This window comes from Phyllobacterium zundukense (assembly GCF_002764115.1).
GTDB classification, from domain to species: domain Bacteria; phylum Pseudomonadota; class Alphaproteobacteria; order Rhizobiales; family Rhizobiaceae; genus Phyllobacterium; species Phyllobacterium zundukense.
Genome location: NZ_CP017941.1, coordinates 587,505 through 614,185, shown reverse-complemented (window position 1 = coordinate 614,185; position 26,681 = coordinate 587,505). Strand labels below are relative to the sequence as shown.

Annotated in this window: 28 protein-coding genes; 5 read left to right on the top strand and 23 right to left on the bottom strand. The window is 57.6% G+C overall.

The window, feature by feature from the left end; translation table 11 throughout:
• Positions 1–50 precede the first annotated feature (50 nt).
• Both BLM14_RS22910 and BLM14_RS22905 read right to left on the bottom strand, forming a co-directional pair.
• Positions 51–434 carry a hypothetical protein gene (locus BLM14_RS22910; protein WP_133123895.1) on the bottom strand — a complete coding sequence of 128 codons (384 nt, stop codon included), beginning with the start codon at positions 432–434 and terminating at the stop codon, positions 51–53.
• Positions 435–550: 116 nt separating this feature from the next.
• Entirely contained in the window at positions 551–1,081 is a 531-nt protein-coding gene (locus BLM14_RS22905; protein WP_100002135.1) for a hypothetical protein, read from the bottom strand.
• Between the two features lie 74 nt (positions 1,082–1,155).
• Here BLM14_RS22905 and BLM14_RS22900 point away from each other — a divergent pair, with 74 nt between their 5' ends.
• Entirely contained in the window at positions 1,156–1,716 is a 561-nt protein-coding gene (locus BLM14_RS22900) for a Crp/Fnr family transcriptional regulator (protein WP_237143593.1), read from the top strand.
• Between the two features lie 45 nt (positions 1,717–1,761).
• On the opposite strand, the gene BLM14_RS22895 is transcribed toward BLM14_RS22900, so the two are convergent.
• Genes BLM14_RS22895 through metC form a run of 5 tightly spaced genes read right to left on the bottom strand, consistent with a single transcriptional unit; the run spans position 1,762 to position 7,093 of the window.
• Positions 1,762–2,547 carry an amino acid ABC transporter ATP-binding protein gene (locus BLM14_RS22895; RefSeq protein ID WP_100002133.1) on the bottom strand — a complete coding sequence of 262 codons (786 nt, stop codon included), beginning with the start codon at positions 2,545–2,547 and terminating at the stop codon, positions 1,762–1,764.
• An 8-nt stretch (positions 2,548–2,555) separates the two neighbouring features.
• Complete coding sequence (locus BLM14_RS22890; RefSeq protein ID WP_100002132.1) at positions 2,556–3,662, bottom strand: amino acid ABC transporter permease; 1,107 nt, start codon at positions 3,660–3,662, stop codon at positions 2,556–2,558.
• A gap of 2 nt (positions 3,663–3,664) precedes the next feature.
• The gene (locus tag BLM14_RS22885) at positions 3,665–4,780 is read right to left on the bottom strand and encodes an amino acid ABC transporter permease (protein ID WP_100002131.1); all 1,116 of its coding nucleotides are present in this window, start codon (positions 4,778–4,780) and stop codon (positions 3,665–3,667) included.
• Between the two features lie 38 nt (positions 4,781–4,818).
• Positions 4,819–5,853, bottom strand: coding sequence for a transporter substrate-binding domain-containing protein (locus BLM14_RS22880; RefSeq protein ID WP_100002130.1), 1,035 nt, complete (start codon positions 5,851–5,853; stop codon positions 4,819–4,821).
• A gap of 31 nt (positions 5,854–5,884) precedes the next feature.
• Entirely contained in the window at positions 5,885–7,093 is a 1,209-nt protein-coding gene (gene metC / locus BLM14_RS22875; RefSeq protein WP_100002129.1) for a cystathionine beta-lyase, read from the bottom strand.
• Between the two features lie 100 nt (positions 7,094–7,193).
• On the opposite strand from metC, the gene BLM14_RS22870 reads away from it, so the two are divergent.
• Entirely contained in the window at positions 7,194–8,123 is a 930-nt protein-coding gene (locus BLM14_RS22870; protein WP_100002128.1) for a LysR substrate-binding domain-containing protein, read from the top strand.
• An 87-nt stretch (positions 8,124–8,210) separates the two neighbouring features.
• On the opposite strand, the gene BLM14_RS22865 is transcribed toward BLM14_RS22870, so the two are convergent.
• Positions 8,211–8,777, bottom strand: coding sequence for a L,D-transpeptidase (locus BLM14_RS22865; RefSeq protein WP_100002127.1), 567 nt, complete (start codon positions 8,775–8,777; stop codon positions 8,211–8,213).
• A 227-nt stretch (positions 8,778–9,004) separates the two neighbouring features.
• On the opposite strand from BLM14_RS22865, the gene BLM14_RS22860 reads away from it, so the two are divergent.
• The gene (locus BLM14_RS22860) at positions 9,005–11,347 is read left to right on the top strand and encodes a heavy metal translocating P-type ATPase (RefSeq protein ID WP_100002126.1); all 2,343 of its coding nucleotides are present in this window, start codon (positions 9,005–9,007) and stop codon (positions 11,345–11,347) included.
• A gap of 108 nt (positions 11,348–11,455) precedes the next feature.
• Here the strand turns inward: BLM14_RS22860 and BLM14_RS22855 are convergent, their stop codons facing one another.
• The 6 genes from BLM14_RS22855 to BLM14_RS22830 form a co-directional block, all read right to left on the bottom strand.
• Complete coding sequence (locus tag BLM14_RS22855; protein WP_100002214.1) at positions 11,456–11,923, bottom strand: DUF411 domain-containing protein; 468 nt, start codon at positions 11,921–11,923, stop codon at positions 11,456–11,458.
• 14 nt (positions 11,924–11,937) lie between these two features.
• On the bottom strand, positions 11,938–12,210 hold the full coding sequence (locus BLM14_RS22850; RefSeq protein ID WP_100002125.1) for a hypothetical protein: 273 nt from the start codon (positions 12,208–12,210) through the stop codon (positions 11,938–11,940).
• A 68-nt stretch (positions 12,211–12,278) separates the two neighbouring features.
• On the bottom strand, positions 12,279–12,881 hold the full coding sequence (locus BLM14_RS22845) for a methyltransferase family protein (RefSeq protein WP_100002124.1): 603 nt from the start codon (positions 12,879–12,881) through the stop codon (positions 12,279–12,281).
• A gap of 52 nt (positions 12,882–12,933) precedes the next feature.
• Positions 12,934–16,110, bottom strand: a complete 3,177-nt coding sequence (locus BLM14_RS22840; protein ID WP_100002123.1) for an efflux RND transporter permease subunit — start codon at positions 16,108–16,110, stop codon at positions 12,934–12,936.
• Positions 16,107–17,567, bottom strand: coding sequence for an efflux RND transporter periplasmic adaptor subunit (locus BLM14_RS22835; RefSeq protein ID WP_100002122.1), 1,461 nt, complete (start codon positions 17,565–17,567; stop codon positions 16,107–16,109). The genes BLM14_RS22840 and BLM14_RS22835 overlap by 4 nt, the downstream gene beginning before the upstream one ends.
• Positions 17,564–17,959: a FixH family protein gene (locus BLM14_RS22830; protein ID WP_100002121.1), complete on the bottom strand. Its 396-nt coding sequence runs from the start codon at positions 17,957–17,959 to the stop codon at positions 17,564–17,566. Before BLM14_RS22830 ends, BLM14_RS22835 begins: the two co-directional genes overlap by 4 nt.
• Before the next feature lie 334 nt (positions 17,960–18,293).
• Between BLM14_RS22830 and BLM14_RS31245 the strand changes: the two genes are divergently transcribed.
• Positions 18,294–18,509 (top strand): hypothetical protein, encoded by a 216-nt coding sequence (locus tag BLM14_RS31245; protein WP_133123896.1) that lies wholly within the window; start codon positions 18,294–18,296, stop codon positions 18,507–18,509.
• Positions 18,510–18,658: 149 nt separating this feature from the next.
• Here BLM14_RS31245 and BLM14_RS22820 read toward each other — a convergent pair whose 3' ends face one another.
• The 4 genes from BLM14_RS22820 to BLM14_RS22805 form a co-directional block, all read right to left on the bottom strand.
• Positions 18,659–19,102 carry a c-type cytochrome gene (locus tag BLM14_RS22820; RefSeq protein WP_237143592.1) on the bottom strand — a complete coding sequence of 148 codons (444 nt, stop codon included), beginning with the start codon at positions 19,100–19,102 and terminating at the stop codon, positions 18,659–18,661.
• Positions 19,103–19,157: 55 nt separating this feature from the next.
• Complete coding sequence (locus tag BLM14_RS22815; protein WP_157929584.1) at positions 19,158–19,940, bottom strand: F510_1955 family glycosylhydrolase; 783 nt, start codon at positions 19,938–19,940, stop codon at positions 19,158–19,160.
• A gap of 127 nt (positions 19,941–20,067) precedes the next feature.
• Positions 20,068–20,268 (bottom strand): heavy-metal-associated domain-containing protein, encoded by a 201-nt coding sequence (locus tag BLM14_RS22810; RefSeq protein ID WP_100002212.1) that lies wholly within the window; start codon positions 20,266–20,268, stop codon positions 20,068–20,070.
• Positions 20,269–20,410: 142 nt separating this feature from the next.
• Complete coding sequence (locus BLM14_RS22805; protein ID WP_100002118.1) at positions 20,411–20,938, bottom strand: hypothetical protein; 528 nt, start codon at positions 20,936–20,938, stop codon at positions 20,411–20,413.
• A gap of 316 nt (positions 20,939–21,254) precedes the next feature.
• Between BLM14_RS22805 and BLM14_RS22800 the strand changes: the two genes are divergently transcribed.
• A complete protein-coding gene (locus BLM14_RS22800) occupies positions 21,255–21,824 on the top strand; it encodes a TetR/AcrR family transcriptional regulator (RefSeq protein WP_100002117.1) in 570 nt (189 codons plus the stop codon).
• Between the two features lie 53 nt (positions 21,825–21,877).
• Here the strand turns inward: BLM14_RS22800 and BLM14_RS22795 are convergent, their stop codons facing one another.
• The 5 genes from BLM14_RS22795 to BLM14_RS22775 form a co-directional block, all read right to left on the bottom strand.
• Positions 21,878–23,713: a DUF4396 domain-containing protein gene (locus tag BLM14_RS22795; RefSeq protein WP_100002116.1), complete on the bottom strand. Its 1,836-nt coding sequence runs from the start codon at positions 23,711–23,713 to the stop codon at positions 21,878–21,880.
• A gap of 47 nt (positions 23,714–23,760) precedes the next feature.
• Positions 23,761–24,351, bottom strand: a complete 591-nt coding sequence (locus BLM14_RS22790; RefSeq protein ID WP_100002115.1) for a c-type cytochrome — start codon at positions 24,349–24,351, stop codon at positions 23,761–23,763.
• A 107-nt stretch (positions 24,352–24,458) separates the two neighbouring features.
• Entirely contained in the window at positions 24,459–24,791 is a 333-nt protein-coding gene (locus BLM14_RS32030) for a four-helix bundle copper-binding protein (RefSeq protein WP_100002211.1), read from the bottom strand.
• Positions 24,792–24,815: 24 nt separating this feature from the next.
• Positions 24,816–25,262 carry a DUF305 domain-containing protein gene (locus tag BLM14_RS22780; RefSeq protein WP_165788393.1) on the bottom strand — a complete coding sequence of 149 codons (447 nt, stop codon included), beginning with the start codon at positions 25,260–25,262 and terminating at the stop codon, positions 24,816–24,818.
• Between the two features lie 504 nt (positions 25,263–25,766).
• Positions 25,767–26,573, bottom strand: a complete 807-nt coding sequence (locus BLM14_RS22775; protein ID WP_100002114.1) for a YdcF family protein — start codon at positions 26,571–26,573, stop codon at positions 25,767–25,769.
• Positions 26,574–26,681 lie beyond the last annotated feature (108 nt).

The window sequence follows — 26,681 nt, the reverse complement described above, 5'->3', positions numbered from 1 at the left end:
CGACGCGCGGCCTGAGTGGCCACGCGGTTACTTCGCCTTCCGGCGAATGGTCAGACGACTGTCTTGGGCGGTCGGTCGCTGGTTTCGGCGTGGCGACGCTTCAAATGTTGGTCGGCGAAAGTCACAACGAGCCTCGACGTGGCCTGTCCGGTGTTTGGGTCGCTATCAGGCAGGTAGAAGCCTGATAGGCAGTGTTGTTCGCAATTTTGTTCGATCGCGTCACCCAACAACGATGTTAAGTCACCCCCAACATTTAAGACCGTTGTTTCCCCGGCCGCGGCGGTTTTTCCGCTGCTTTGTTCGACATGGACATGCTGCAAGGTAGTCATCAGCGGGGTAGCGAAAACGGCCGATTGCATGATGGCTGTAATGACAAGCATGAACATCGAAGCCGTGTGAAAACCTGAACGCCAGTTTTTGCGGGAACCCATCATGCGTTTAATTCGGCAATCGTTCGAGGAGAATCATCGTCGCCTATGACATCGGAAACCAAAACGGCTATTCCGTGGCGGTGTATAAATTTCCGCCTCTAAGCCGGGCAGCCCTATTATTATTTGGGATCAGCGTATCCCCGCAAGGAATTGTATCGCTCAATCTGATCCACGGTCAGTATCAGCCTCGTTTTCAGATGTGCGGACAGATGGATATAACGCAACTTGCCTCGGCTTTCTTCGATTTTGGCGATCATTCTTGATAGGATTTCGTCGGTGATCGTCCCGTTTTTGAATTCGATGTCCAATGCGCTCTCGTAAGAAATTAGGCGGTTTCCTTCCGAAATCGCGTCCGAGCGCATGTGATCAAAGATTTTTTGTATGGCGGCGGTCTGTTGCGGGTCGAGTTGGATTTCGTCCTTCAACTGCAACAAATGTGAAGGTCCCGGTACGCCATTCAATTCCGCAGCCTTGGCCAAGCCGCTGCCAGCGCCTTTGCGTAAATCTGCGATTTCCTCGTCCGATAAGCTTTTGATCTCGCGGGTCTCTTCTCCCGCATATGCGGATGTTTCGCCATGCTGATGACCCTGAGCGTAAACTGCAGCGGGAAGCAACGCGGCTAGCAATATTAGAATGCGTACAAATTCCATGGTTTTGCGCTCCCAACGACTTTGATGCCCGAAGAGGTTGCCACGGGCTTTAAACTTGGGACATGATAGCGATCATGTCGGATCAAATGATTGAGCAGCTTCGAAAGTTGGCTTCGAACGAGATGCCGTTCGGTGAAGGCGAAGTCGTGTTCGCTCAAGGTTCCAAAGTCAGCTTTATTTATCTCGTTGTTCATGGGGCAGTCCGGTTGCTGCGGCATCAATCAGATGGCGCGGCGATCGTGATGCAACGCGCTACGGCCGGATCAATCCTGGCAGAAGCTTCTCTGTTTTCGGATCGCTATCATTGTGACGCGGTCGCGCTGCTTCCATCGAAACTGGTTTCGATCAGAAAAACGCTGTTAGTCGATCAAATATTCGGCAATCCGGAATTGGCGAAGATGTGGAACGCTTATATGGCCCGCGAAATTCAGAATGCCCGCCGCAGCGCGGAGATCATCTCGCTCAGGACGGTCGCGGCGCGGCTTGACGCCTGGATTGCATGGAATGATGGTAAGTTTCCTCCCAAGGGCGAATGGAAGACCGTTGCCGAAGATATGGGTACCAGCTCTGAAGCCCTTTACCGGGAACTCTCCAAACGCAGAGCGGTCCGTTCAAAGCGAGCCAATCCGGTTTAAAATCGGTCCGACACGGGACCGACACGCTGAAGAAGCGCAAAAACCTCAGTGCAAAATCTGACTGAGGAACAGCTTGGTGCGCTCATGCTGCGGATTGTCGAAGAACTCCGCGGGGGCGTTCTGCTCGACAATCTGGCCTTGATCCATGAAGATCACCCGGTTGGCCACCTGACGGGCGAACCCCATCTCGTGGGTGACGCAGACCATGGTCATCCCCTCTTCGGCAAGCTGAACCATCGTATCCAGCACTTCCTTGATCATCTCCGGATCGAGGGCCGAGGTCGGTTCGTCGAACAGCATGATGCGCGGGTTCATGCAGAGTGACCGGGCAATCGCCACACGCTGCTGCTGACCGCCGGAAAGCTGGCCCGGATACTTGTTGGCCTGCTCGGGAATCTTGACGCGCTCCAGATAATGCATCGCGATCTCGTCGGCCTTCTTCTTCGGCATCTTGCGCACCCAGATTGGTGCCAGCGTGCAGTTTTCGAGGATTGTCAGATGCGGGAACAGGTTGAAATGCTGGAATACCATGCCGACCTCGCGGCGCACCTCGTCGATCTTTTTCAGATCGTTGGTGAGTTCAATCCCATCAACAAGGATCTTGCCGCTTTGATGTTCTTCCAGCCGATTGATACACCGGATCATGGTGGACTTGCCCGAGCCGGACGGGCCGCAAGCGATAATTCGCTCGCCGCGCATCACCTTCAGGTTGATATCTTTCAGGACGTGAAAATCGCCATACCATTTGTTCACGCCCGTCAACGCGACGGCAACTTCATCATCCCGAGAAGCCTGCTGAGGACTGGGGTGGCTTGCGATGGAAAGTGTCATGCAACCTCTCAATAACCGATGTGACCACGCCGCTCCAGAAAATCGGAGAACCGGGCGAAGGAGAAGGACAGCGCGAAGAAGATCGCACCAATGAACAGGAAAGTTTCGGCTGCTGGTGATGGCCAAGCAGGGTCGGCCAACGCAGCCTTGCCTGAACTGATAAGGTCAAACAGGCCGACGACAAGCACCAAGCTGGTGTTCTTGATCATCACGATGATGGTATTTGCCAGCGCGGGGATAGCGACGCGGATTGCCTGTGGCAAAATCACCAATCGCTGCGTACGCCAGAACGAGAGGCCGAGAGCTTCGGCAGCCTCATATTGCCCACTTGGAACGGCTTGCAGTCCACCGCGGATCACCTCAGCCAAATATGCCGATGCAAACAGCGTCAGGGCGACCAACGCACGCACGAACTTATCCGGCAGGAGATAGTCCGGCAAGAATAGCGGTAGCATGATTGATGCGACGAACAGGATAGACAGCAGCGGCAATCCACGAATTCCTTCGATAAAGGCCACGGCGATGATCCGCATCGCAGGCATCGTCGTCGAGCGGCGTGCAAGTGCCAACAGGACGCCTATGGGGAAAGCGACCCCAATGGCCACAACGGTCAAGATCAACGTCACCGGAAGGCCGCCCCAGGATGACGTGGGAACCGGTGCCAGCCCAAGTCCGCCACCCATCAGCCATCCGACGAGCGCGAGGGCCGCGATCCAAAGCTGCAACAGTCGCGGTGTCCAACTGGCCGGCCGAACCGACCAGGCTAGGAGTGCAATGATGAGCACACACACCAATGCCGGACGCCAGCGTTCGTCGAACGGATAGATCCCGAAAAGCAGTTGACCGGATTTTGCGTAGATGAAACTCCAGCAGGCACCCGACGCCGCACGGCAGGCATTGGGATCAGGGTCGAACAGAACCGCGTCCAAAACGAACCACCGAAACATTGGAGGCACAACGGCAAACAAGACAGCGCCAAAAACTATGGTGAGTATTGCGTTCAGCGGCGTGCCGAAGAGGAGCTTGACCGTTTGCCGAACCTTGTCGGTGAATGCTCCTGATGAGACGGTAGGCACGATTGGCCGCCCGGCAAGTTCTGCCGACAACGATTTCATGATTATCGCTCCACTATTGCAATACGGCGGTTGTACCAATTGGCGACCGCCGACAAAGTCAGGTTCAGCGCAAGATAGACGCCGAGGATGATGAACAGCCCTTCGATAGAATGGCTAGACTTGCTGATGGTCGTGTTCATGACGGCAAGGAAGTCGGGATAGCCAACCGCTATCGCCAGCGTCGAATTCTTCACGACGTTGATGTACTGGCTGTTCAGAGGAGGCAGGATTATACGCAGCGTCTGCGGAATGACGATCAGTCGCAATATCTTGGCGCGGGACAGACCGAGTGAGCGGCCGGCATCCCATTGGCCCTTGCCGATGGCCAAGACGCCGCCCCGAACGATTTCAGCAACAAACCCGCTGGTGTAGATCGTCAAACCGACGAGAATTGTGCTGAGTTCCGGTGTCAGCCCAATTCCGCCCCGGAAACTAAACCCCGTAAAGATGGGCCAATCCACCTTGATTGACGTCTTTGCTGACCAGAAGCCGAGCACCGCTGCACCCAGCAGCGCAATGATGGCGACCCACTGTAAGCGCCTGAAGAACCTGCGGACTTGATGTGCGCCGATCAACAGGCCCGCAACTCCAAGGAGACCCCATCCGATCGATTGCAGGCTGGCGTCAACGGCCGGCATCACGAGACCACGCATTGACACGTAGACGCCGGGCGCAAGATTGAAGGCTTGGCCAATTGGCGGAAGAATCTTCCACCACAATGAATAGAGAAAGATGAGCAGGACAATCGGAGGCGTATTGCGCGCGATCTCGATCCACACCTTGCATGTGCCTGAGGCGAGCGGATTGCTGCTTAACCGCGTGATCCCCAGGATCAAGCCGATGATCGACGAGAAGATGATGACCAGCGCGGAAATAAGGATCGTGTTCCCTATTCCGACGATAATCGCCCAGTAGTAAGGATCACGTGACCCGTAGGTCAGAATTGACTCGGATATCACGAGCCTTGACGGCATCGTAAGGAAGTCAAACCCTATCGGAATGCCACGCGCCTCCAGATTTGCGACCGTCGTGGTAAAGAGGAGAGCGGTAAACCCAACGAGCGCAAATATCAAAACGCCCTGAATAGCGATCGCCCTGGCCTTCGCGTCGTTGAGCATCTAGCCCTCCTGTTTCGTGACCGTTGACTCCGATACGATCAGTTCCATGGCAGCGGGTAGTTCAGACCGCCGTCCTTGGCGAGAGCGTTCATGCCGCGTTCCACCTTCAGGGGACTGTTCATGCCGAGGTTGTTGTCCCAGATTTCCGCATAGTTCCCCATCTGCTTGACGACGTTGTAGACCCACTTGTCGTCAAGTCCGATCGGCTTGCCAAAACCGGGCTCCTCCCCCAAAACACGCTTCACTTCATCGCTTCCGGTCTTGAGCTTCTCATCAATGTTTTTCGAGTCGATACCGTTGGTCTCGGCCCAAAGCAACGCGTTGACCGTCCAGCGTACGATGTCGAAAAGCTGGTCGTCGCCGCGGGCAATGGCGACGCCGTTTGGTTCGACGGTGTGTCCCACTCTTATGATGGCGTAATCGTCCGGGTTCTTGGCGACCGAAGCGCGTTGTCCGGCGGCGGCAGTCCCGTCAGTGACGTAGCTGTCGCAGCGTCCCCCGAAAAAGGCATCCCGCGCTTGGATCGTGGAGTCGAAGTAGACCTTCTGCATCGATATGTTGTGCTCGTCTTCGGTCTCCTGAATTGCAGTCTCCGTGAGGCTTCCGCCACCTTGCAGGCACACCGTCCTGCCATCCAGTTGCTTGGGATCCGTGATGTTGTCGGCCTTTCGAACCAGAAGCCCGTCGACATCGTAGAGCGTCAGCCACACAAAGCGGACCACCATATCGCGGGTATAGGTCAATGTGGACGTACGGGAGAGGATATCGATCTCGCCAGTCTGCAGCGCTGAGAACCGCTGGCCTGCATTGAGGGGCACAAAACGGATCTTGTCCTTGTCGCCCAGAAGGGCGACCGCGAAGGCGCGGCAAATGTCGGAGTCGAAGCCGCGGTAATAGCCTTTCTCGTCCGGCCGCGAGAGCCCCGGCACGCCTTGGCTTGCGCCGCAGCTCACATAGCCGCGCTCTTTGATCTTGTTGACTACCGTTTGGGCTTCTGCCGACGCTCCGAGTAGAGCCGAAGCGGCGATTGCGACACTTGCTACTGCCAGCGATTTGAATGTTTTCAATTTCATGGCCATGTTCCCTTTTTTGTTAATTTGATATCTAGATCCCCTGCCGGATGGACGGCGTGAGAGGTTCCACCATTTCGGCTTCCAGTAGCCGAAATGCCCTTTCCAGATCGGCCAGCAGGTCGTCGACGTGCTCCAAGCCGATACTGAAACGGATCAGGGGGCCCTGTTCAGTGATCCTGGTCGCTGTACGAACCGGGGGCGGATCCATCACTGCCACGATGCTTTTCGTGCCACCCCAACTCGCACCGATGCTGAAGAACTCCAAGGACTCGATCACCGATGCAAGGTGCGGGCGCGTCCACGGTTGTAAAATGACTGAGAACAAGCCCGAAGACCCCAAGAAATCGCGCTGCCATAGTTCGTGCCCGGGATGGGAGGGGAGCGCCGGGTGAAGGACGTCGACGACCTCGGGACGATCCTCAAACCACTTTGCAATCGCCAAGGCATTCGCCTCTGACCGATCAAGCCGCACTGGAAGGGTCTCGATGCCGCGCAAAACAAGAGAGCAGTCTTCCGGTGAAACGCCATAACCGAGATAACGCGACACATCCCGAAGGCGTCTGTAGAGGACCTCATCGCGGACAGTCACAGACCCCATAAGCACGTCCGAATGACCGCCGAGATACTTTGATATTGCACAGATGGAAAAATCGATGCCCATATCGAGGGGTTTGAAGCGAAGTGGGGTTGCCCATGTGTTGTCGGCAGCCACGCGCGAACCGTTTGCCCGTGCGGCGCTTACAATCGCCGCCATATCCTGAATTTCCATCGTTGCCGAGCCAGGCGATTCAACCAAGACCAGCTTGACGCGGTCATCTATAAGTGCCGCGATCTCGCCCCCGATTAGCGGATCATAGTAGCCAACTTGAATTCCGAGAAAAGACAGAAAGTTGTCGGACAGTGTCCTTACCGGGTCATATACGCTGTCAGGCAGCAGCACCTGATCACCAGCTTTCGCTACCGCAAGAATTGTCAAAACAATGGCGGCAAGACCAGACGGCACTACGTGAGACGTGGCTCCATTTTCGAGCGAGGCGATCCGAGCTTCGAGCGCTCTTGAAGTTGGCGTGCCGTACAGTCCGTAGGAGTAACCGTCGTAGAATGTCTCACGCCTGCGTTGGTATGCTTCGACTGTGGGGAACACCACTGTGGACCCGCGGAAAACCGGAAACGATAGGCTTTGAAAGCCGGATGGCGCGGTGGCGTCGTCTATCTGCAGGCATCTGGTGTCGTCGTGCATGTTGAAATCCCTCGTCTGCTTCCGACAGTAGACTTGTGATAGACACGCCACAAATGCATAGTGATCACCAAATCATTCATCTTGGTTATAATGAATTGACATGAATCTTGCCCTGATTGAAATATTTAGCGCGGTGATGAAAACGGGCTCGACCACTAGGGCCGCCACCCTGCTGGGAATTTCACAGCCCGGGGTCAGTCGTGGTTTGAAGCGGCTCGAGGACACGACCAAACTCAAGCTGTTCGAACGGTCTGGTCCACGGCTCACGGCAACGCCTGAAGCCCTTCTGCTTTACCGCGAGGTCCAGGCGGCCCATGCTGGCCTGGACAGGTTGCGGCAGGCAGCCGCGCGGATACGAGAAGTGGGGACGGGTTCGCTGAAGGTAGCAAGTTCCGCTGCCCTTGGCCTCAGCTTCATGCCGCGGGTTATCGCTAAGTATTTGAAACGCCGACCTGCCGTGTCGATTACGTTCGAAATCTCAGGTTCGTCTGCAGTTCGTGATTTGGTGGCCAGCGGCTTATTCGATTTTGGGCTTTGTGCAGACGAAATCGATACGACCAATCTGGTCGCCGAGCCTTTCATCGAAAGTTACGGCGTATGTGTGTTTCGGAGAGGCCACGCCCTGGAGAGTAAACGCATTGTGAGCCCGAGTGATCTCCATCAGGAGCGCCTGATTTGTCTCGCGCCTGAGGACACTGCCCGAAAACAGCTCGACCGTCATCTGGCTGTCGCGGGTATTTCGCCCCGCATGATCGTGGAAACGCAATTTTCCGCCACCGTCTGCCAACTGGCGCTCGAAGGCGCGGGCGTGGGCGTCGCCAACGTTCTCAGCTATGTCTCGGAGGGGTATGAAAAAGCAGGACTTATTGCCCGCCCCTTAGTTCCCACCGTCAACTTCGTGACACTGCAGATCGTGCCGCCACAGAGGGCAAGATCGAGGCTCGTGGATGAGTTTGCAGCAGACCTCATTCAGGAACGCGATAAACTCCTGCAGGATTGCAGCCAATACCATCCCGATAGAGTTTTGTGATACAAAACTCCCTGATCAAGTTGGTAATTTTACACCATTGGATTCGTTCGAAAGGCGAACTGGCTTCCATGAGGCCGGCCCCACTGGCTAGCCCAAAACGACGACCGTGGCACCGACGCCGACATAGTCGTACAATTCGATGACGTGATCATTTATCATTCGGATGCATCCATTCGATACCGCTTTTCCGATGGTCCATGGTTCATTTGTGCCATGTATGCGGTAGTAGGTATCGCGGTTATCGCGAAACAGGTAAAGAGCACGCGCCCCGAGCGGATTTTCCGGACCGCCATCCACGCCCACTGCATATTTTCCGTATTTGGCAGGGTCCCTTGTTATCATGTCATCTGTAGGGATCCACCGTGGCCAGACGGCCTTTCGGCCCACGACCGCTTCACCTGACCATGCAAGACCTGCACGACCAACGCCGATGCCGTAGCGGTGTGCGCTGTACGGATTTTCGATGAGGTAGAGGAACTTGTTTTTCGGGTCGACCACCACCGATCCGGCAGGCAGATCCGTTTCGTAAGGAACACTGTGCGGCTCGAACTTCGGATCCAACTCGAAGGGCCTTTTCTTTGACTGGGCCAAGGCGCTGCCCGGCGCAAGCACCGTTATCGCTAATCCTGCAATGAACCATCGTCTAGTGATCATGACATCCTCGGGCGACGCGGCAGTCCTAATACCGGGCAGACCAAAAACGGTGCCTGATAGATAGCGCCAACAAATTGTCATTGTGTAGACAACGCTCCCATCATTTCGTTATTGCATGCCTCGAATTGAGGAGGATAGCGCACTGATGGAGCGTTCTTGACCTTCCCACGATAGGAAGCTGTATGTTCCATCCTGATCATATATGACGTACCTGAAAGGTCGGTATAATGGCGCAGGAAACGCACAATCATCCCCACGTCATCGATGCGAAGACTGATGCTTTTCGCGATCCCGTTTGTGGAATGACGGTCGATCCGAAGGCTGGCAAACCGACGGCGGAATATAAGGGCAAAATATTCCATTTCTGCTCGTCTGGTTGTCAGCAGAAATTCACGGCAGATCCGGAGGAATACCTGGACAGCCGGACTTTGCCGCCCAAAGCAGTACCGATTGGGACGCTCTATACTTGCCCGATGCATCCTCAAATCATTCGCGACAAGCCGGGCTCCTGCCCGATCTGCGGTATGGCCCTGGAGCCGATGGGCGTACCGACTGGCGACGAAGGCCCCAATCCGGAACTGGTCGATTTCACGCGGCGGTTATGGGTGAGCGGCGTGTGTTCGATCCCGCTGCTCATACTAACCATGGGGCCGATGTTCGGTCTGCCAGTTCGCGACTGGATCGGCGAACGCCTCGCAGCCTGGTTCGAATTGGCGTTAGCTGTGCCCGTCGTCCTCTGGGCCGCGCTCCCGTTCTTTAAGCGCGGTTGGGACTCAATCGTCAATCGCAGCCCGAATATGTGGACATTGATCTCGATCGGGGTCGGCGCGGCCTTCGCCTACAGTGTGGTGGCAACGCTTTTCCCGGATATCTTTCCCCATTCCTTCCGTGGTCATGGCGGGTCAGTGCCAACTTATTTTGAGGCAGCAGCCGTCATCGTTGCGCTCCTTTTCGTGGGACAGGTGCTCGAACTGCGGGCGCGTGAACGCACGGGATCGGCTATTCGTGCGTTGCTGGACCTTGCGCCAAAAACCGCGCGGCGTATCGCCGAAGACGGCACGGAAACGGATGTTCCTCTGGATGAGGTGCTATCAGGTGATCGGCTGCGCATCCGCCCTGGTGACAGTGTTCCCGTCGATGGCGTTGTCATTGAGGGCCGCTCCTCGATCGACGAATCGATGATCACTGGCGAGCCTGTTCCGGTCGAGAAGACGCCAGGTGATAACGTGACCGGGGGAACGCTCAACAAGAGCGGCTCACTGATCATGCGGGCGGAAAAGGTCGGATCCGACACTATGCTTTCGCAGATCGTGGACATGGTGGCCAAGGCGCAGCGTTCGCGCGCACCGATACAGGGATTGGCAGATGCGGTCTCGTTTTATTTCGTGCCGGCGGTGATATTGATCGCCATCGTATCCTTTGTCATCTGGGCCCTGCTCGGCCCTGAGCCGCGCATGATCTATGCTTTCGTTTCAGCAGTGTCGGTGCTGATTATCGCCTGTCCGTGTGCTCTGGGCCTTGCAACGCCTATGTCAATCATGACGGCGACGGGTCGCGGCGCTCAAGCCGGCGTTCTCATCAAGGACGCCGAAGCGCTGGAGCGTTTCGCCAAGGTCGATACATTGCTTGTCGACAAAACGGGCACGCTCACCGAGGGTAAGCCCAAGCTCACCGACGTCCTCGTGGTAAATGGTTTTGAGGAAAGCGATTTGCTGGCGCTCGCCGCAAGCCTTGAAAAAGGCTCCGAGCATCCGCTGGCGGAGGCCATCGTAGAGGGCGCAAACGAACGCGGCGTCAAACTGTCCAACGTCGCCGATTTCGATGCGATCACCGGGAAGGGTGTTACGGGCGAGGTTTCCGGCAAGACCGTGGTACTCGGCAATGCGGCGATGATGGAGGAACTGAAGCTCGATACCAAGTCACTCCAGGACCTGGCGGATAAGTTGCGCTCGGACGGCAAGACGGCGATGTTCGTGGCGATCGACGGCAAGCTCGCAGGCCTTGTTGCCGTTGCCGATCCGATCAAACAAACGGCTGCGGAGGCAATCCGCGCCCTGCACGAGAGCGGCTTGAGGATCATCATGGCTACGGGCGACAATGAGCGCACGGCGAAGGCGGTCGCCGCAAGGGTAGGCATAGACGAAGTGCGCGCCGACATCTTGCCGGAAGGCAAGAAGGCACTGGTCGATGAACTTCAGGCAAAGGGCGCGAAGGTCGCCATGGCAGGCGATGGCGTCAACGACGCGCCGGCGCTGGCTGCCGCCCATGTGGGCATCGCTATGGGAACTGGTGCCGACGTCGCTATGGAAAGCGCCGGCATTACACTGGTCAAGGGCGATCTGACTGGCATTGTTCGTGCCCGGCATCTGGCGGAGGCGACGATCCGCAATATCAAGCAGAACCTGTTCTTCGCCTTCATATATAATGTGCTTGGCGTGCCCGTCGCCGCAGGTGTCCTCTATCCGATTTTCGGGATGTTGCTTTCGCCGATGATCGCGGCAGCGGCGATGAGTGTATCTTCCGTGTCCGTGGTCGCCAACGCGCTACGCCTGAGGACTGTGAAATTGTAAGCTGGGCCCTGCCTGAGGGAGTTAGCGTTTCTCCGGCTGGGCTCCTGCAGTGAAGTGATATCGGTCCTTGAGTCCAGCCTAAGTGACGGTCACCGCCGCCGCTGATACTCAGTTCTTGGGTCTGACCTGGTAATAAACCGACGTCTTCTGCTCTGGCCCTTTGGCGACGGCGTAGACATCATAGCTGGCGTTCGGATCGCTGCCCATGCCGAGCGATCCCGCAGGCATGCCAGGCACCGCCAATCCGGCGAGATCGGGCCGCTCGTAAAGCAGTTTTGCCACCACCTCCAACGGTACATGCCCCTCTAGAAAATAGCCGCCGACAACCGCCGTATGGCAGCCCTCGACTGCAGCGGGCACGCCAAAGCGCCTCTTGACGGCGGGCAAATCGTCAGTATCCACCCGATAGACTGTGAACCCGGCGTTTTCCATGGCCTTGGACCAGAGGTTACAGCATCCGCAGTTTGGATCCTTGTAAACGGTCATCGACCAATGTTGCTCCGCACCTGCCTTTTCCGCGGTTAGCGCCACGGCAATCGCCGCCATGCCCGTGCATATGAATTCACGTCTCTTCATCAGATTGTCCTTCATCACCCCTTCTTGTCGGGTTGCATCGGCATATTCATGGGGCCTTGCTCGTTGGGCTTCCCGGAATCGGGCATGCTTTGCATCATCTTGTTGCAGCTTTCCATCATCTGGCTCATCTGCTGCATCATGTTCATCATGCCGCCGTGCTCCATCATGCCAGATCCCATGTTTGATCCGGGAGACTGATTGTCATCGGCAGCAACGATCGGTGATGCGAGGGCAAGCCCAGCCCCTATTGTGGCGGCCAACCCAAGGAATTTCAATGAACGGTACATTGCGGACCTCCTTTCATTTGTAACTGTCTGAACGGGCTCCGGGAGCCTCCCTATACACGTGCGGACTTTTACCCACCGGGAACGAACATTGGCACCAGTTCCTGGTATTGCTTGTACTGAATGCCGTATCGCCCGATCAGGTCGGCCTCTTCCCTCTTGGCCAGACGCTCATACAGCCACACGATCAGCGGAGTGAGGAGCAATGTCGGGATCGTCGGCCAATGGATCAGCGTCCCGCAGACCACCAGAAAGATGCCTGCATATTGCGGATGCCTTACAACGCCGTAGACACCCTCGGTGATCAACCTGTCGCCATGAAAATAGACCTCTGCCCAACCTTTGACAATCAGAAGCATCCCGGCAAACACTAACACCGAGCCGAGCATCATTTCGAGCACCATGGCGAACGTCCCATAATCCAACAGGGTCGCCCAAACGTGACCGCTGGAACGAACCGCCGGGATGTCGATGGGCACAATGGTTGTCAGAAAATAGTGGGTGAGCGGAAACCCGTACATCTGCGCGACGATGAAAACCTGCAACAACGCTGCGCCGACCCACTCGGGCCAGCTTGAAGGTGCAAGGAAAAGATGGATCGCCCAGGCTGCCAGGACAATCAAGAGCAGCCCGTAAGGCCAAAGTGCTGTCCACTCACTGCTGTCGGCATCCATTCTTTCTGACACCTCCCTTCCGAACCGAACCAGCCAGTTGTCGCTTCGACCGTCATTCGGCGGCCACCTTCAGACCGTCTGTACGGCTTTCACGAACAGTCCCATCCGCCGCCTGCAAGACAGGCAAGCGCCAACCCTTCACCAGGCCGTAAATTGCCGGGATGACGACGAGGGTTAAAAGCGTCGACGACACCATGCCGCCGATCATCGGCACGGCGATGCGCTGCATGATCTCGGACCCTGCTCCGGTGCTCCACAGGATTGGGATCAGACCCGCCATGATTGCGACGACGGTCATCATTTTCGGCCGCACGCGCTCGACGGCACCCTCCATGATGGCGTGATGCAGGTCCGAACGGTTGAAACTCCGGCCTTGAGCCTTTGCCGCGTCTCGCTGCTCGTTCAGCGCCTGATCGAGGTAGATCAGCATGATGACGCCCGTTTCGGCGGCAACGCCAGCAAGCGCGATGAAGCCGACGGCGACGGCAACCGACATGTTGAAGCCGAGCCACCACATCAGCCACAGACCGCCGACCAGTGCGAAGGGAAGCGACAGCATGACGATCAGCGTTTCGGTCAGCCTGCGGAAGTTGAGATAGAGCAGCAGGAAGATGATCAGCAGCGTCACCGGAACGACGATCTTCAGTCGCGCCTTTGCCCGCTCCAGATATTCGAACTGGCCGCTCCAGGCGACATAGGTTCCTTGCGGGAAAACCACGTCCTTCGCAACCGCATCGCGCGCCGCGGCCACATAGCTGCCGAGATCACGCCCGGCGATGTCCACGAAGATGTAGATCGCGAGCTGGCCGTTTTCCGTTCGGATCGAGGTTGCGCCACGCGTGAGCTGAACACTGGCAACCTCGCCGAGCGGCACTGTGCCACTATTCGGCAAGGGCACGAGTACGTTCTGGGCGATCGATTGCGGATCGCTGCGGAAGTCGCGGGGGTAGCGGACATTGACCGTATAGCGTTCACGACCTTCCACCGTCGTTGTCACCGCCTCACCGCCAAGGGCGGTGGCGATCACGTCCTGCACGTCATTGATCATCAGGCCATAGCGGGCGAGCGACGCCCGGTCCGGAACGATGTCGAGGTAGTAACCGCCGATGACGCGTTCGGCATAGGCGCTTGATGTACCAGGCACGGCCTTGACGACGGTTTCGACCTGGCGTGCCACCTGTTCCATCTGGGTGAGGTCCGTGCCAAACACCTTGATGCCGACAGGCGTGCGGATCCCCGTCGACAGCATATCAATGCGCGCCCGGATCGGCATGGTCCAGGCATTGGAGACACCGGGAAACTGAAGTGCCTTGTCCATCTCTTGCTTGAGGCTGTCGATGGTGACGCCGTGCCGCCATTGCTCCTTCGGTTTCAGGTTGATGATGGTCTCGAACATTTCGGTCGGTGCGGGATCGGTGGCGGTCGCCGCCCGGCCAGCCTTGCCGTAGACGGACGCTACTTCCGGGAAGGATGTGATGATGCGGTCCTGGGTTTGCAGAAGTTCGGCTGCCTTGGTGATCGAGATGCCCGGCAGGGTTGTCGGCATATACATCAGCGTTCCCTCATTAAGGGTCGGCATGAATTCCGAGCCGATTTGTTTGGCGGGCCAGAACGAGACGCCAAGTACCACCAGTGCAAGGAAAATGGTCAGCAGCTTGGCACGCAGCACACCGCTGATGACCGGGCGGTAGATCCAGATCAGGAAGCGGTTGATCGGGTTTTTGTGTTCGGGAACGATGCGGCCGCGCACGAAGATCACCATCAGCGCGGGCACCAATGTCACCGACAGCAGCGCGGCCGCCGCCATGGCGAAGGTCTTGGTGAAGGCGAGCGGTCCGAACATCCGCCCCTCCTGCGATTCCAGCGTGAAGATCGGCAGGAACGAGACTGTGATGATCAACAGGCTGAAGAACAAAGCAGGACCGACTTCCCTTGCGGCGTCGATCAGCACCTCGATGCGCGGCTTGTCCTCGGGAGCGCGTTCAAGATGCTTGTGGGCGTTCTCGATCATGACGATGGCCGCATCGATCATGGCACCGACCGCAATGGCGATGCCGCCGAGGCTCATGATGTTGGAGCCAAGCCCAAGAAGACGCATCGCGGCGAATGCCATCAGCACGCCCACGGGCAGCATCAGGATGGCGACCAGCGCGCTGCGGACATGCAACAGAAATACTATCGAGACGAGTGCAACAATGACGCTTTCTTCAAAGAGTGTGCTCTTCAGCGTTTCGATCGCCGCCTCGATCAGTTGCGAACGGTCGTAGACCGGAACGATTTCCGTACCCTTCGGCAGGCTTGGCACAATCTCGGCAAGGCTTGCCTTGACGTTTTCGATCACCGTAAGCGCGTTCGCCCCGAAGCGCTGCAAGGCGATGCCGCTCGCGACCTCCCCTTCACCGTTGAGTTCGGTGACACCGCGCCGTTCGTCAGGCCCAAGCTCTACATGCGCCACATCGCGCATCAGCACGGGCGTGCCGCCGTCGCTTTTCAGCACGATTTGTTCGAGGTCGCTGATGCCTTTGAGATAACCGCGTCCGCGGACCATGAATTCGAACTCGGAGAGTTCCACCGAACGCCCGCCCGTGTCCATATTGCTATTGCGCACGGCGTCCTTGACGGTCTGGAGCGGGATGCCGAACGAGCGCAGGCGCTGCGGATCGACCACGACATTGTACTGTTTGACGAACCCGCCAACGCTGGCAACTTCGGCCACGCCTTCCGCCTTGGACGCGGCATAACGGACGACCCAGTCCTGCAGCGACCGCAGTTCGGCAAGGGTTTGGTCCTTGGCGACCACCGCATATTGATAGACCCAGCCGACGCCGGTCGCATCCGGGCCGAGACCGGGCGTGACACCCTGCGGCAGCCGTTGTGCTGCGGCGTTCAGATATTCAAGCACGCGGCTGCGTGCCCAATAGGGATCGGTGCCGTCCTCGAAGATCACATAGACAAAGGAGACGCCGAAGAAGGAGAAACCGCGGACGACCTTCGACTTCGGCACGGTCAGCATCGCCGTCGTCAGCGGATAAGTCACCTGATCCTCGACAACCTGCGGTCCTTGGCCGGGATAGTCGGTGTAGACGATGACCTGGACGTCGGAGAGATCCGGAATGGCGTCGAGCGGCGACGTCTTGAGCGCATAGACACCCGCGGCGACGGCAAAGACCGTGCCGATCAGGACCAGCATCAGGTTGCGTGCCGACCAGGCGATGAGATGGCCGATCATAACGGCTTCTCCTTTGGCTGGTCCGGTTTCTGGGCATCCGAACTTAACCCGCGCAAAGCCGCCTTGAGATTGCTTTCGGCGTCAATCAGGAAGTTGGCCGCGACCACAACGTCGTCGCCGGGGGCGATCCCTTCGCGGATTTCGACATAATCCGTGCCTCTGCGCCCAACCGTCACCACACGTGGTTCGAAGCGGCCCTCGCCCTTGTCGATCAGCACGACCTGGCGGGTGCCGCTGTCAATCACCGCACTTGCAGGTACGGCTGTGACAGGCATTTCGGTTCCGGTTGCAATCTCGGCTTCGACATACATGTCCGGCCGCAGGATGCCGTCGGGGTTCGCCAGTTCCACCCGTACGCGCGTCGTGCGGGTCTCCTTGTTGACCTGCGGATAGATGAGCGAGACCTTGCCTGCAAACAACCGGTCATCGAAGCCCCGCACCCGCACCGCCACGTCCTGGCCGGGTGCGATTCTGGGCAGATCGCGTTCGGCTATGTCTGCCAGTGCCCAGACCGTCGAAACGTCGGCAATGCGGAAGAGAACGTCACCGGGCGCCGCCTTCATGCCGTCGATGGCGTTGCGCTCAAGCACGATCCCGTCCTGCGAAGCAGTCCAGGTTACGGCCAGCGGAACCTTGCGTGTGCGCTCGATTTCCTTGATCAGGTCAGCAGGTGCCCCGAGGTTCTCGAGCCGTTGCCGGGCACCGCCCAGGACAGACCTGCGCTCCGGATCACTGAGTTCGGTGACATATTGTGCTCCCGCCGTCGCGATGTCGGGTGAATAGAGGCGGACCAGATCCTGCCCCTTCGCAACCTTGTCTCCCGTGGTGACATCGGACACCTTCTCGATGAAGGCGTCGGACCGCGTGGCAACAACCGAAATCCTGCGTTCGTCGAGTTGGATCGTGCCCGACGCCCGCACGGGTACCGACAACACCCTGCTTGCAGCTCGCTCGGAACGCACGCCCGTGCGCTGCATCTTGCCGAGACTGATCTTCAGGGTTCCGTCGTCACTGTCCTCGCCATCGTAAACGGGGAGATAATCCATCCCCATCGAATCCTTCTTCGGCACGGGCGATGTATCGGGCAGCCCCATCGGATTGCGGTAGTACAGGATCTTCCTTGCGGACGCTGCCGAGGGTTCTGCGCCAGTAGCGGACGGCTTTTCCTTCAACGAAGCCTGGTCGTCGAAGTTGAGATCTTCGCTGGCAAGGACAGGCAGAAAATCGCGCCCCTCCGCCGTCTTGCGAGGACTCGCCGCATAGAACGGTTTACCGTCCGGGTCGCGGTAATAGATCACCGGACCGGTTGCGCTGGCAGATGCAGGCTTGGACGTCGCCGGGCCGGAGAATGCCAACCCCTCCACGCGAAATCCGTTGCTGCCGGCGTAATAACCCCCTGCCCCCGCCGCCGATATGGCGACGAGGGTGAGGAACACCGAAGTGATCCGGATGCTCATTGTGTGGCCTGAAGCACCAGCTTGTTTTCGACCGTTCCGGCCTCACCCTGCACTTTCGCGCCGAGTGACAACCGCCAGCCGCCAGCCATGCTGATCTGCGCCTTGAACCGATAGATGCCGGGTTCGGTCGAGGGCAACTCCTCGATAGGAGCGGTCATCATTTCCATCCCGTCCGGTGCCATGTCGATGCGTTTGGCGAAGATCACCGCGTCCGGCACTGACCTGCCGGATCGCTTGTCGACAAGACGGACGTCAAGGATCGCTTCACCGCTCTTCGCTTCCGGCTGAACCAGCTGGAATTCATAGTCAGAAGGTGCGGCATACGCCATGGGTGAGGATGCGAGGATGGAAGCGAGCGCCAGGCCCGCGATGAGTCTACCGATATTTGTCATATTTCCAGTTTCCGATAATCATCAGCCGTGTTTCGCGTACGGCAATCAACGCGGCAAAGGCCACGCAGTTTTCACCGACGGCTTCCGCCGTACGGTTAGTTGGCGCTCAAGCGCCGATGACAATCAGATGCTGGGTGGTCTGTGCGGAGGATCGCCTGCCCACGAAGCAAGAACTTCCGTGGCGAGAGGATGGAACAAATCCTTTTGCAATGGGAACGAAAATGCATTCAGGGGTGCCGACGAGAGGCTCGCAAGTCCTGAGAGGCATAAAACGTTCAGCGGACAGCCCTTCGCGCAGTCGGGGACTTTGGCCTGTTTCTCGGGGCAGCATGGCATGTCGTCAGGCATGCTTGCCATGTCCGCCATGTTGCCCATGCCGGACATGGTCTGGTCGGCCATTGCCGCACCGCTCATGGAGACAGCCACCGGCCCGAGCAGAAGCCCGAGCAATGCGAAAGCAAACATGAAAGTACGGATGGCGGAGTGTCTCGTCATTGGCCCGAATGTGTCACAGGCGGCCGTTCGTGACCAGCCACTCACTGGAATTTGATGGATTTAAGGAAATGTCGTGTTGGCGCGGTGACAGGAGCCGTTTCACGTTGGCACGAATTCGCCGATGCCGCAAAGGTTGACGGAAATTGGCGGGAGCAGATTGGGTCGAGCTTATGATTGGATTTCGAATGGCCCTCGACCCACTCCTCATTTTGCTGCTTTGTCCTTCAGCTCGTAGGCCTGGTTCAGCTTGTCGTGCCTGATTTGCATGTCTTCGGGCCACTGGGACTTGATGTAGGATAAGACAGCAATGATGTCGTCATCGCTCAAGGTATTCTCGAAGGCTGCCATCCTGGTCTTGTAGTCCTTCAGATTGGCTGCCTTTGCTGTTCCAAGTTTGACAATGTTGAACAGCAGTTGGTCCGGGTGGTGCCAGGTGTGCCCGGTTTTATCATGCGGGGGAGCCGGCAGGTAACCGTCAGCATCGACGCCACGCCAGTTCGGCTGGCCTTCAAGATGGCGTCCATGGCATGCAGCGCATTGGGCAAGATAAAGGCCTTCCCCTCGGGCGACGAGCATGCGGTTGTGTGGATCAAGCAATCCGGTCGCTCTGCTCGGCAACAACACATAGCCGCCAATGACAGCGGCCATCGCCGCGCTTGCAACCAACAAGAAAAGCGGGAGCCGTCTCATTGGTCGTGTTTGCCTAGCCGCCCAGGACCGTCCACTTGATGCCGCCATCAGTGCTGACAAGAATGTCGCTTTTATGGGTCGCAACGAACATCCGCTTTGCGTTTGCCGGATCAACGGCAAGGTGCAGCGGAATACGATTGCCCCAGTCGTTGGAGACGGTTTCGGGCTTTGGTTTATCCTCGTGAAACCGCACAAAGCCGCGTCCAAGAATAAAGGCATAAGCGGTTCCGTCACCTGTCACCTCGACGAAACTCACAGGAGCACCGTCAAGAATTGCCTTCCAGGTTCGGCCCTCGTCCTTGCTGACCGAGAACCCGAATTCTGTTGCAGCGTATAGCGTTTTCGAGTCCTTGGCAGATGCGGCGATGTCGATGAGATTGTCGGGCAAGGGACCGACCTCGGACCAGGTTTTGCCGGCATCGCGGCTCATCTGCAGCACACCATAGGCACCGTAGACAACCTTCGGGTCGGCGAGACTGACGGTCATTTGGTGAAAGTCAACCGGGCCGCCAACACCGGGCGACACCTGCTGCCAGGTTTCGCCGTTGTCCGTGGAAGTGATGAACCCGAGATTGCCGCCGCCAGCAGGATGGCCGCTGGCGAAAAGACTGTTGGGCTCAGACGGGTCTGGGGTGAAGCCCATAAAGTCCTGAACGACGGAGATGAGCTTGGCATTCCCGTCGACCGCGACACGATAAAGTCCGTGATGGGTCGCAACCAAAAGTTGGCTTGGATCCTTCCGGTCAACTGCTAGCCCGTGGATGTGGGTATGTTCCTTAAGGTCAACTGCACGCATATCTTGGGCAACGGCCAAATCAGCATGAGTCGATAAAACGATCAAAAAGGTGAGGCTCAGGCAAAATTGTGCTAGCCGTTTCAAACCTGATCGCATCCGTAGCTCCTCCGGCTGGTTACTTTCGACATTATCCGGCGGTTTGGTTCGGATATCCAGCGGCTTCGATGGCTTTAGAAATGCTCGCTGCCTCCTCCCCGGTCTCGATTGTCACCGTTTTGGCAGTCAAATCGACGGTCACGGTAGCGTCTGTATCGACGCTTTTGACGGCCTTGGTTATCGTACCAACACAGTGTCCGCAGCTCATGTCTGGGACCGTAAACTTCAGCATCTGTATTCTCCTTTGACGATCGGCATCCTTGCTGAAAAGAAGCATGCACCTTCCAATCGCCGGAAGGTCAAATGCGAAGTTCATCACGAATGCGTTATAGAATGGACGCGTTGAGAGACGCGCCCGAGCAGATACGCTGGATCTACGGCTTCGACAGTGCAAGCTGATCGTGCTGCTTTCGCGCTCCGTGCCTGGTCCTGCCCCGCGGCTTGTATACCGACAGCACCACTGGCAAAAGCAACACCAGCAGACCGCCGGCGGCGTGGGCCACGAGTGAAATCCTCGCCTCAAAGAGATCCGCACTGGACAATGTCGTCTCTGCAGCCACCCTCGCCGTGTGGCTGATAAGCCCCATCTGCAGAAGCAAGACGATCGTGACAAGGATCGTTAGCAGGAGTTTCGCCACAACCCAATAGTGCCGAAACAATCCCCAAGTTGTGCCCAGTGACTGGATAATTCCGGTTATTAGCGAGGCAAAGGTCAACGGCACGATGACGTACCAAGCGGTCACATCCATCGCGACATAGGCTCCACGCACGATTTGCGCATCCCGGCCGATCAGGCCGGCAACAGCGAGAGCGAGGAAGCCGGCGACCGCACCAAGCAAGGAAACCGAGAACGTGACATGCACGGTTAGTGCGAACTTGCTGAGGCGGGGTGTCATGATCATCCGTCGTTCCCCGCAATCAAAAATCTGCCGCAAGCAATTCCGGAGAGCTGTTCGACATCCCAGCAATATGGCGTCCGGGTCCGTGGCCCAGCAACAACATGATGACAATCATCAGGGTGAGAAGGCCCCCTACGACAGCCGACACTTTTACCCATCGAGGCATACGATCATCGGGAGGCGGGCTTGCCATATGTGTCTCCTTGGCCGCGTGTCGTTGTCAAAACCTTTAGACCGCGACAATTTATCAAGACAATCTGTCTTTATCAAGTCGAAGTGTCTCGATTGACACCACATCGTCTCTACGTATATTTGAGCGATGCCGAAACTGTGGAACGAGACGATCAAGGCCCACCGCCGCGCGGTGCGAGACGCGACCCTGAACACCACTGCGACGCTGGTGGCTGAGCACGGGCTGGCCTCCGTGACGATGTCGCAAATCGCCGAAGCGACTGGCATCGGACGTGCGACGCTGTATAAATACTTCTCGGATGTCGAAGCGATCCTGATCGCCTGGCACGAACGCCAGGTCAACGGCCACCTCGAACAACTTGCCGCAATCCGGGATCAACCTGGCAACGCCAGTCAACGACTGGAAGCCGTGCTCGAGGCTTTCGCGCTCATTTCCCACGAGCACCACGGCACCGAACTCGCGGCACTTCTGCATCAAGGCGCGCATGTCGCCCGTGCGCAGCAGCGGCTTAACAACTTCATCCGAGATCTGTTGATCGAAGGCGCGAAGGAAGGTGATCTTCGGGATGACGTTGCGCCCGATGAACTTGCGAGCTTCTGCCTCCACGCCCTCACAGCTGCCAGCAGCTTGCCGGGCAAGGCCGCAGTCCGCCGGCTCGTCGCGGTAACACTGACTGGATTGCGCCCCCCGCGATGACTCGCTCCAATGCATGTGGACCATTCGCGGCAACCTCTTAGTGACATCTTGAGCTATTCCACCTCAACGACGAGCATGAGCCCGCCGCCACCCTTCGTCTCGACATTGTTGTTGGTGGTGTGATGCGGGATGTGGCAGTGAACAAGCCATTTGCCGGGTCGTTGAGCCCTCCAGAGAACATCGTACCGTTGACCGGGAGCAACATTGACGGTGTCCGCCATATACCGGGCTGAGTCCTGCAGCGTTTCACCATCGATCGCCGCCACCTGAAACGGCCCGCCATGAATGTGCATCGGATGGATGGCTGTAGTGTGAGACCCGATGAAGCGGACCTTCAGCAACTGCCCGACCTTCATCATGACGGTGTCGGTTGCGGGGAAAGCCTTGCCGTTGATCGTGAAGAAGTTCGGCTGGCCGCCCTCCATCGGCATCGACGGATAGGTCAACCATTCCCGCTTCAACCATTCTTGCAGCTCATGGGTGTGATAGAAATAAGTGCCGTGCTGACCGACCGTGTATTCGTAAGAGAAGGTCTTGCCGGGCTGGATTGGTTCTTGCGTGATTTCAGCGGGGCCGTCCATTTCATTGGGCAGGATCAGGCCATGCCAGTGCACTGTCGTGCTTTCCGGAAGCTTGTTGGTCACGTTGATGCGAACCCGATCTCCTTCGGTCACGCGTAATGTCGGTCCCGGCACCTGATTGTTGTAGGCATAAGCCTCGACCGTTTCACCCGGCAGGATCGACCAACGGATGACCGAGGCTTCGAGATCGAACACTTTTACCCCGTTCTCCAGGCGGGGCTCCAGAACCTGGCCACCCTGTGATGCCGCGTCGGCTTTGAAGGCCGTCAGACGGGGATCTATCGCCGCCATGTCCCGCATGGAGTCCGCCGGCGTGTCGAAATCCATGATCATTCCGGGTGCCATAATCACGTCGCCGACCTCATGCGCGGTGAGATACATGTTGACCTTGGTGAACGGATAAGCAAACCCGCCGACAAGCATCAGGGTGGTAAAGGTCGCGACGGCCGTAACCTGGGTCCGTGTCGGGGCGAAGGCTGGGGGCAATGCACCGCCATGGGTACCGTGGCCGCCGCCCCTGCCCTGTTGATGCTTCTCATGCGACGATCCGTGATGTTCCCTCGAGTTTGCATGCCCTCCGTGCGCCCCCACTTTCGCGGGTGCATGGTGGGCATGGGCTGCTTCGGGCTTCAGCTTCTGTTCTTGCCGCTCGGTCATCAGGCCATGTTTGAGACCCTTGGAAACGAGCCAGACGTTGAACGGATAGGCCGTCAGGAAACCAACACCGATGCCGAGGGCCATGACGCCCCAGAACAAGAGTTCCCCTGGCCACATGGCGCGCATGTCGCGGCCCATCATCAGGACAGCCATCACCGGGGCCATTCCGGCCATCATGGCATTCATACTAATGAACTCCGGCATGAAGGAGTTGCGGACATTCTCCCAGTATGTGCCGCCCATCATGTTCTTCATGAACAGGGCCTGGAAGATGAACAGACCCAAGGCGAAACCAGCAATATACTCGATGATGATATCAACCCACATCGGGAAACCGATCATGGCGGTAATGACGGCGGCGATGATGATGCCCGTGGCGTCGCCCGCGACGCAGTGGATGGTGCTGCCGATACCCTGTTTCCAAAGCGGTTGGATGAACTCTTCGTGCGTGCCCGGTCGCGGCTCCTTGTCGGCGAGAACGTAGAGGAGAAGGCCCACTGGTCCGAGATACAGCGTAACCAGAATGAAGCCCCACTTCATCACAGCCGGCTCGGGATTGTTGCGGAATTGATCCCAGGCAACATAAGCCGTGCTCACGGCCGCCAGCACAAACCAGCCAGCGAGGATGTAGTCGATTGGTTGGACGAACATTGCGGGGCTTTCCTCGGGTTTGAATGAACGGCATCAAAGGTTGCAGCTTATTTGACTTTTTCCCTGAACTTGGCGTGGCAGCTCGAGCACTCCTGGAGCATCAAATGAAAGGCATGTTCGGCCGGCAGTTTGGCAATGTCTGCTTCGCCGGGCACTTGGCGTTTTCCCAAGAGGCTGCTGCCCATGCTGGAGGATGATCCCATTCTCATATCCTGTGTGATGCCGTTTGGGGCTTTGTCGGCTGCCGCAGAAATCACTGTGGCGAACGACGCGACTTTTCGGGCCAGGGCGTCAAACTCCTCGCGTGACTGGTCGATTTCGGATTTGGCCGCTGACGGGGGGCCGAGCGTTGTCGCAGGAAACTCAATGACCATCGCATCGCCGGAATGCCGGCTGATTGTCTCCGCCGATTTTTTGAAAGCCGCCGCGTCATAGGGAAGCTTGCCCTCGAACATGCCGGCAATCGTCTTGCCGGCCTCGGCCATGGCCTTCATGGAAGCTTGACGTGCCTTGATAATGTCCGATGGCGAGTTCGGATCAGCCGATGCGCCGACGACTAAAACTGTTGCGATGGCAAGAACTGCACCCGCGCGCAAGGACCTCAACAAAACGTCGCAATCGGCTTTCCGGGATAGCATCTCTGCTCCTTGCAACTTTGAAGATCAGGTGGACTTCCGCCTGTTGGAAACTACAGGCCCCTTCGCGGGTGGCGGAGCGATTCCGCCACCCGTTTGTTGTCGTGATGTCAGGCGGCCATCTTGTTGCAAGATTCCGCACAGCGACGGCAGGCGTCGACGCAGTCCTGCATGTCGCCTATGCGCTCGCAGTCGTCCGCGCATTCGCTACAGATCTCGGCACATTCCCGGCATGTGTGCTTGTGATGGGGTGAACCGATCAGCATGAAATGCGCCGAAGTCCGGCAAATCTCGGCGCAGGCGAGCATCAAGGTAAAATGTTTCTTCTCCGTGTGCTTGCCACCCAATTCGAGGCAATGACCCGTCGCCATCGAGAGACAAGTTGCGTAACATGCCAAGCATTCATCGATGCAGGCTTTCATATCGGCGTCAGTGTGGTGCATCATGATGTTTCTCCTCTTTGAATGTCACTTGGCTTGTTTTTCCAGCCAGGCGGTCATGTCGGCGATTTCCTTGGTCTGAGCATCGATGACCTTCTGGGCCATGTCCTTCGCCCATTTGTCGTCGCCGTTCTTGAGTTCAGCATTGGCCATGTCGATGGCACCTTGATGATGGACGATCATGCCACACACGAATGCGACATCGGGGTCTTTTGCCATCATGCCCTGCATGGCGGCCGGCTTCACCATGCCCATCATGGCGTCCATCAGTTCCGCATGGGCGGCGTCCATTTTGGGTGCTTTGGGCATGGTCATGCGGTGGTTGGCCATTTTCTTTCCATCGGTCGCTTTGCAGGCCGCAGGCATCATTCCGCCGGACATGTCGTGATCCTCGCCCATTGCTTCCTGAGCGATAGCGATTGAGCTGCCACTGATGAGGATTGCGACGGCCAAGACTGGTGTAAGAATACGCATCTTGAATTTCCTTCATTTGCTATTGAACTCACGCACCTGTCCGCGAGGACAGGCGTGTCGAAAATGAACTGGAAAATCAAAGGCGTTGTGGAGGTTTTTCGAGCTGTGTCGAGACCGGAATGACTGCGATCTGTTGAGTGAGGTCTGCGACACGAAATCCCGGCAGTTCAACCGTCATAGCGGGTACTTCTGTTTGCATGGCAACCCAGCAATGGCCGATTGAGCAACAGTGTGAGGCGATTCCGGAATGATGTTTGCTGGAAAACGTTTCGATGCGGAAAGCGTGTTGGATCCCCATACAATCAGCGGTCGCCCTGCCCTCGGGCGAGCGAATTTCAGCCCCCGCACTTGATGTCGCCAGTACGAGTGCCAACAGACCTACGAAAAGAATTTGAGTGAACTTGCGGATACATCCCATACTTCGGTGCGGCCTCCGTCTTCGTAACGGTAACACCGGAATAAAGTTCCGCCAAATAGATCAACATGCCCCCGATCCGGCGTCATCTAAGATGGCCCGGCACTCGTTGGAAAGATTTCCGCTGTCAGTCCCATCAACCTGTAACTGACCAATCCCAGCCATTCGTGGGCAGCGAGGTCAGAGGCCGCGAGACCCGCGGCAATCGAAACGACGGGCCTGTAAAGGTCGTCATCGCCCCGGGTGCGGTAGTCGACCGGATAGGGAACGATGTTTGCGCCGGCCGACCGGAAGCATGCCACCGCCCGTGGCATGTGGGCCGCGGATGTCACCAGCAGCCATTGTTCGCCGGGTTTCGACTGGAATGCCGCGGCGCTTTCTGATCCGTTTTCGCAGGTGTTTCGGGATATGTCTTCGGTCGTTATGCGGGATTCTGGCACGCCGATGCTGATGAGAACATCTTTGGCGATCTGGGATTCCGTTGGTGTGTTGTCGTGTACGAGATGGTTCGCGCCACCCGAAAGAAGGACTCTGGCGGTGGGATAGAGCCGGCTGAGTTCAGCGGTTGCCGTCAGCCGTTCCGCAGCCTCGTTGAGAGCCGGGCTTTCCCGCTCGCCCGTTATGTGCGTGTCGACCGCTCCTCCCAACATCACAATTCCGGCGACCGGACCGGAAAGCGCCGGACGCGGGAAGCGATCCTCAAGAACCATCAATGCCGCGGGACCTAAGGGAGACCAGCCGACGATGGCCAACAGGACAGCGGAAATCACCAAAAGCGAGACGCCAGTTCGCCGACGTCCAACGACCAACGCCAGGATGCCGGCAGCTCCAAGCAAGCCAATGACGTTCGACGGGAGCACGAGATAGCCGAGGACTTTCGATACGAGGAAAAACATCAAAGGCTCCGGAGCTCACGCGGCAGATGTGACTATCGGGGCAAGTTATGCTGTTTTGTGCCGGAATTGTCCATCACGATCGCTGGGCAACGAGACGGCCCGAACGGA

What these genes read in the sequence shown, in the direction of transcription:
- BLM14_RS22910 (WP_133123895.1), bottom strand. Translation starts at nt 434, where the DNA reads ATGATGGGTTCCCGCAAAAACTGGCGTTCAGGTTTTCACACGGCTTCG.
- BLM14_RS22905 (WP_100002135.1), bottom strand. Translation starts at nt 1,081, where the DNA reads ATGGAATTTGTACGCATTCTAATATTGCTAGCCGCGTTGCTTCCCGCT.
- BLM14_RS22900 (WP_237143593.1), top strand. Translation starts at nt 1,156, where the DNA reads ATGTCGGATCAAATGATTGAGCAGCTTCGAAAGTTGGCTTCGAACGAG.
- BLM14_RS22895 (WP_100002133.1), bottom strand. Translation starts at nt 2,547, where the DNA reads ATGACACTTTCCATCGCAAGCCACCCCAGTCCTCAGCAGGCTTCTCGG.
- BLM14_RS22890 (WP_100002132.1), bottom strand. Translation starts at nt 3,662, where the DNA reads ATGAAATCGTTGTCGGCAGAACTTGCCGGGCGGCCAATCGTGCCTACC.
- BLM14_RS22885 (WP_100002131.1), bottom strand. Translation starts at nt 4,780, where the DNA reads ATGCTCAACGACGCGAAGGCCAGGGCGATCGCTATTCAGGGCGTTTTG.
- BLM14_RS22880 (WP_100002130.1), bottom strand. Translation starts at nt 5,853, where the DNA reads ATGAAATTGAAAACATTCAAATCGCTGGCAGTAGCAAGTGTCGCAATC.
- metC (WP_100002129.1), bottom strand. Translation starts at nt 7,093, where the DNA reads ATGCACGACGACACCAGATGCCTGCAGATAGACGACGCCACCGCGCCA.
- BLM14_RS22870 (WP_100002128.1), top strand. Translation starts at nt 7,194, where the DNA reads ATGAATCTTGCCCTGATTGAAATATTTAGCGCGGTGATGAAAACGGGC.
- BLM14_RS22865 (WP_100002127.1), bottom strand. Translation starts at nt 8,777, where the DNA reads ATGATCACTAGACGATGGTTCATTGCAGGATTAGCGATAACGGTGCTT.
- BLM14_RS22860 (WP_100002126.1), top strand. Translation starts at nt 9,005, where the DNA reads ATGGCGCAGGAAACGCACAATCATCCCCACGTCATCGATGCGAAGACT.
- BLM14_RS22855 (WP_100002214.1), bottom strand. Translation starts at nt 11,923, where the DNA reads ATGAAGAGACGTGAATTCATATGCACGGGCATGGCGGCGATTGCCGTG.
- BLM14_RS22850 (WP_100002125.1), bottom strand. Translation starts at nt 12,210, where the DNA reads ATGTACCGTTCATTGAAATTCCTTGGGTTGGCCGCCACAATAGGGGCT.
- BLM14_RS22845 (WP_100002124.1), bottom strand. Translation starts at nt 12,881, where the DNA reads ATGGATGCCGACAGCAGTGAGTGGACAGCACTTTGGCCTTACGGGCTG.
- BLM14_RS22840 (WP_100002123.1), bottom strand. Translation starts at nt 16,110, where the DNA reads ATGATCGGCCATCTCATCGCCTGGTCGGCACGCAACCTGATGCTGGTC.
- BLM14_RS22835 (WP_100002122.1), bottom strand. Translation starts at nt 17,567, where the DNA reads ATGAGCATCCGGATCACTTCGGTGTTCCTCACCCTCGTCGCCATATCG.
- BLM14_RS22830 (WP_100002121.1), bottom strand. Translation starts at nt 17,959, where the DNA reads ATGACAAATATCGGTAGACTCATCGCGGGCCTGGCGCTCGCTTCCATC.
- BLM14_RS31245 (WP_133123896.1), top strand. Translation starts at nt 18,294, where the DNA reads ATGTCGTCAGGCATGCTTGCCATGTCCGCCATGTTGCCCATGCCGGAC.
- BLM14_RS22820 (WP_237143592.1), bottom strand. Translation starts at nt 19,102, where the DNA reads ATGGCCGCTGTCATTGGCGGCTATGTGTTGTTGCCGAGCAGAGCGACC.
- BLM14_RS22815 (WP_157929584.1), bottom strand. Translation starts at nt 19,940, where the DNA reads ATGCGTGCAGTTGACCTTAAGGAACATACCCACATCCACGGGCTAGCA.
- BLM14_RS22810 (WP_100002212.1), bottom strand. Translation starts at nt 20,268, where the DNA reads ATGCTGAAGTTTACGGTCCCAGACATGAGCTGCGGACACTGTGTTGGT.
- BLM14_RS22805 (WP_100002118.1), bottom strand. Translation starts at nt 20,938, where the DNA reads ATGATCATGACACCCCGCCTCAGCAAGTTCGCACTAACCGTGCATGTC.
- BLM14_RS22800 (WP_100002117.1), top strand. Translation starts at nt 21,255, where the DNA reads ATGCCGAAACTGTGGAACGAGACGATCAAGGCCCACCGCCGCGCGGTG.
- BLM14_RS22795 (WP_100002116.1), bottom strand. Translation starts at nt 23,713, where the DNA reads ATGTTCGTCCAACCAATCGACTACATCCTCGCTGGCTGGTTTGTGCTG.
- BLM14_RS22790 (WP_100002115.1), bottom strand. Translation starts at nt 24,351, where the DNA reads ATGCTATCCCGGAAAGCCGATTGCGACGTTTTGTTGAGGTCCTTGCGC.
- BLM14_RS32030 (WP_100002211.1), bottom strand. Translation starts at nt 24,791, where the DNA reads ATGCACCACACTGACGCCGATATGAAAGCCTGCATCGATGAATGCTTG.
- BLM14_RS22780 (WP_165788393.1), bottom strand. Translation starts at nt 25,262, where the DNA reads ATGCGTATTCTTACACCAGTCTTGGCCGTCGCAATCCTCATCAGTGGC.
- BLM14_RS22775 (WP_100002114.1), bottom strand. Translation starts at nt 26,573, where the DNA reads ATGTTTTTCCTCGTATCGAAAGTCCTCGGCTATCTCGTGCTCCCGTCG.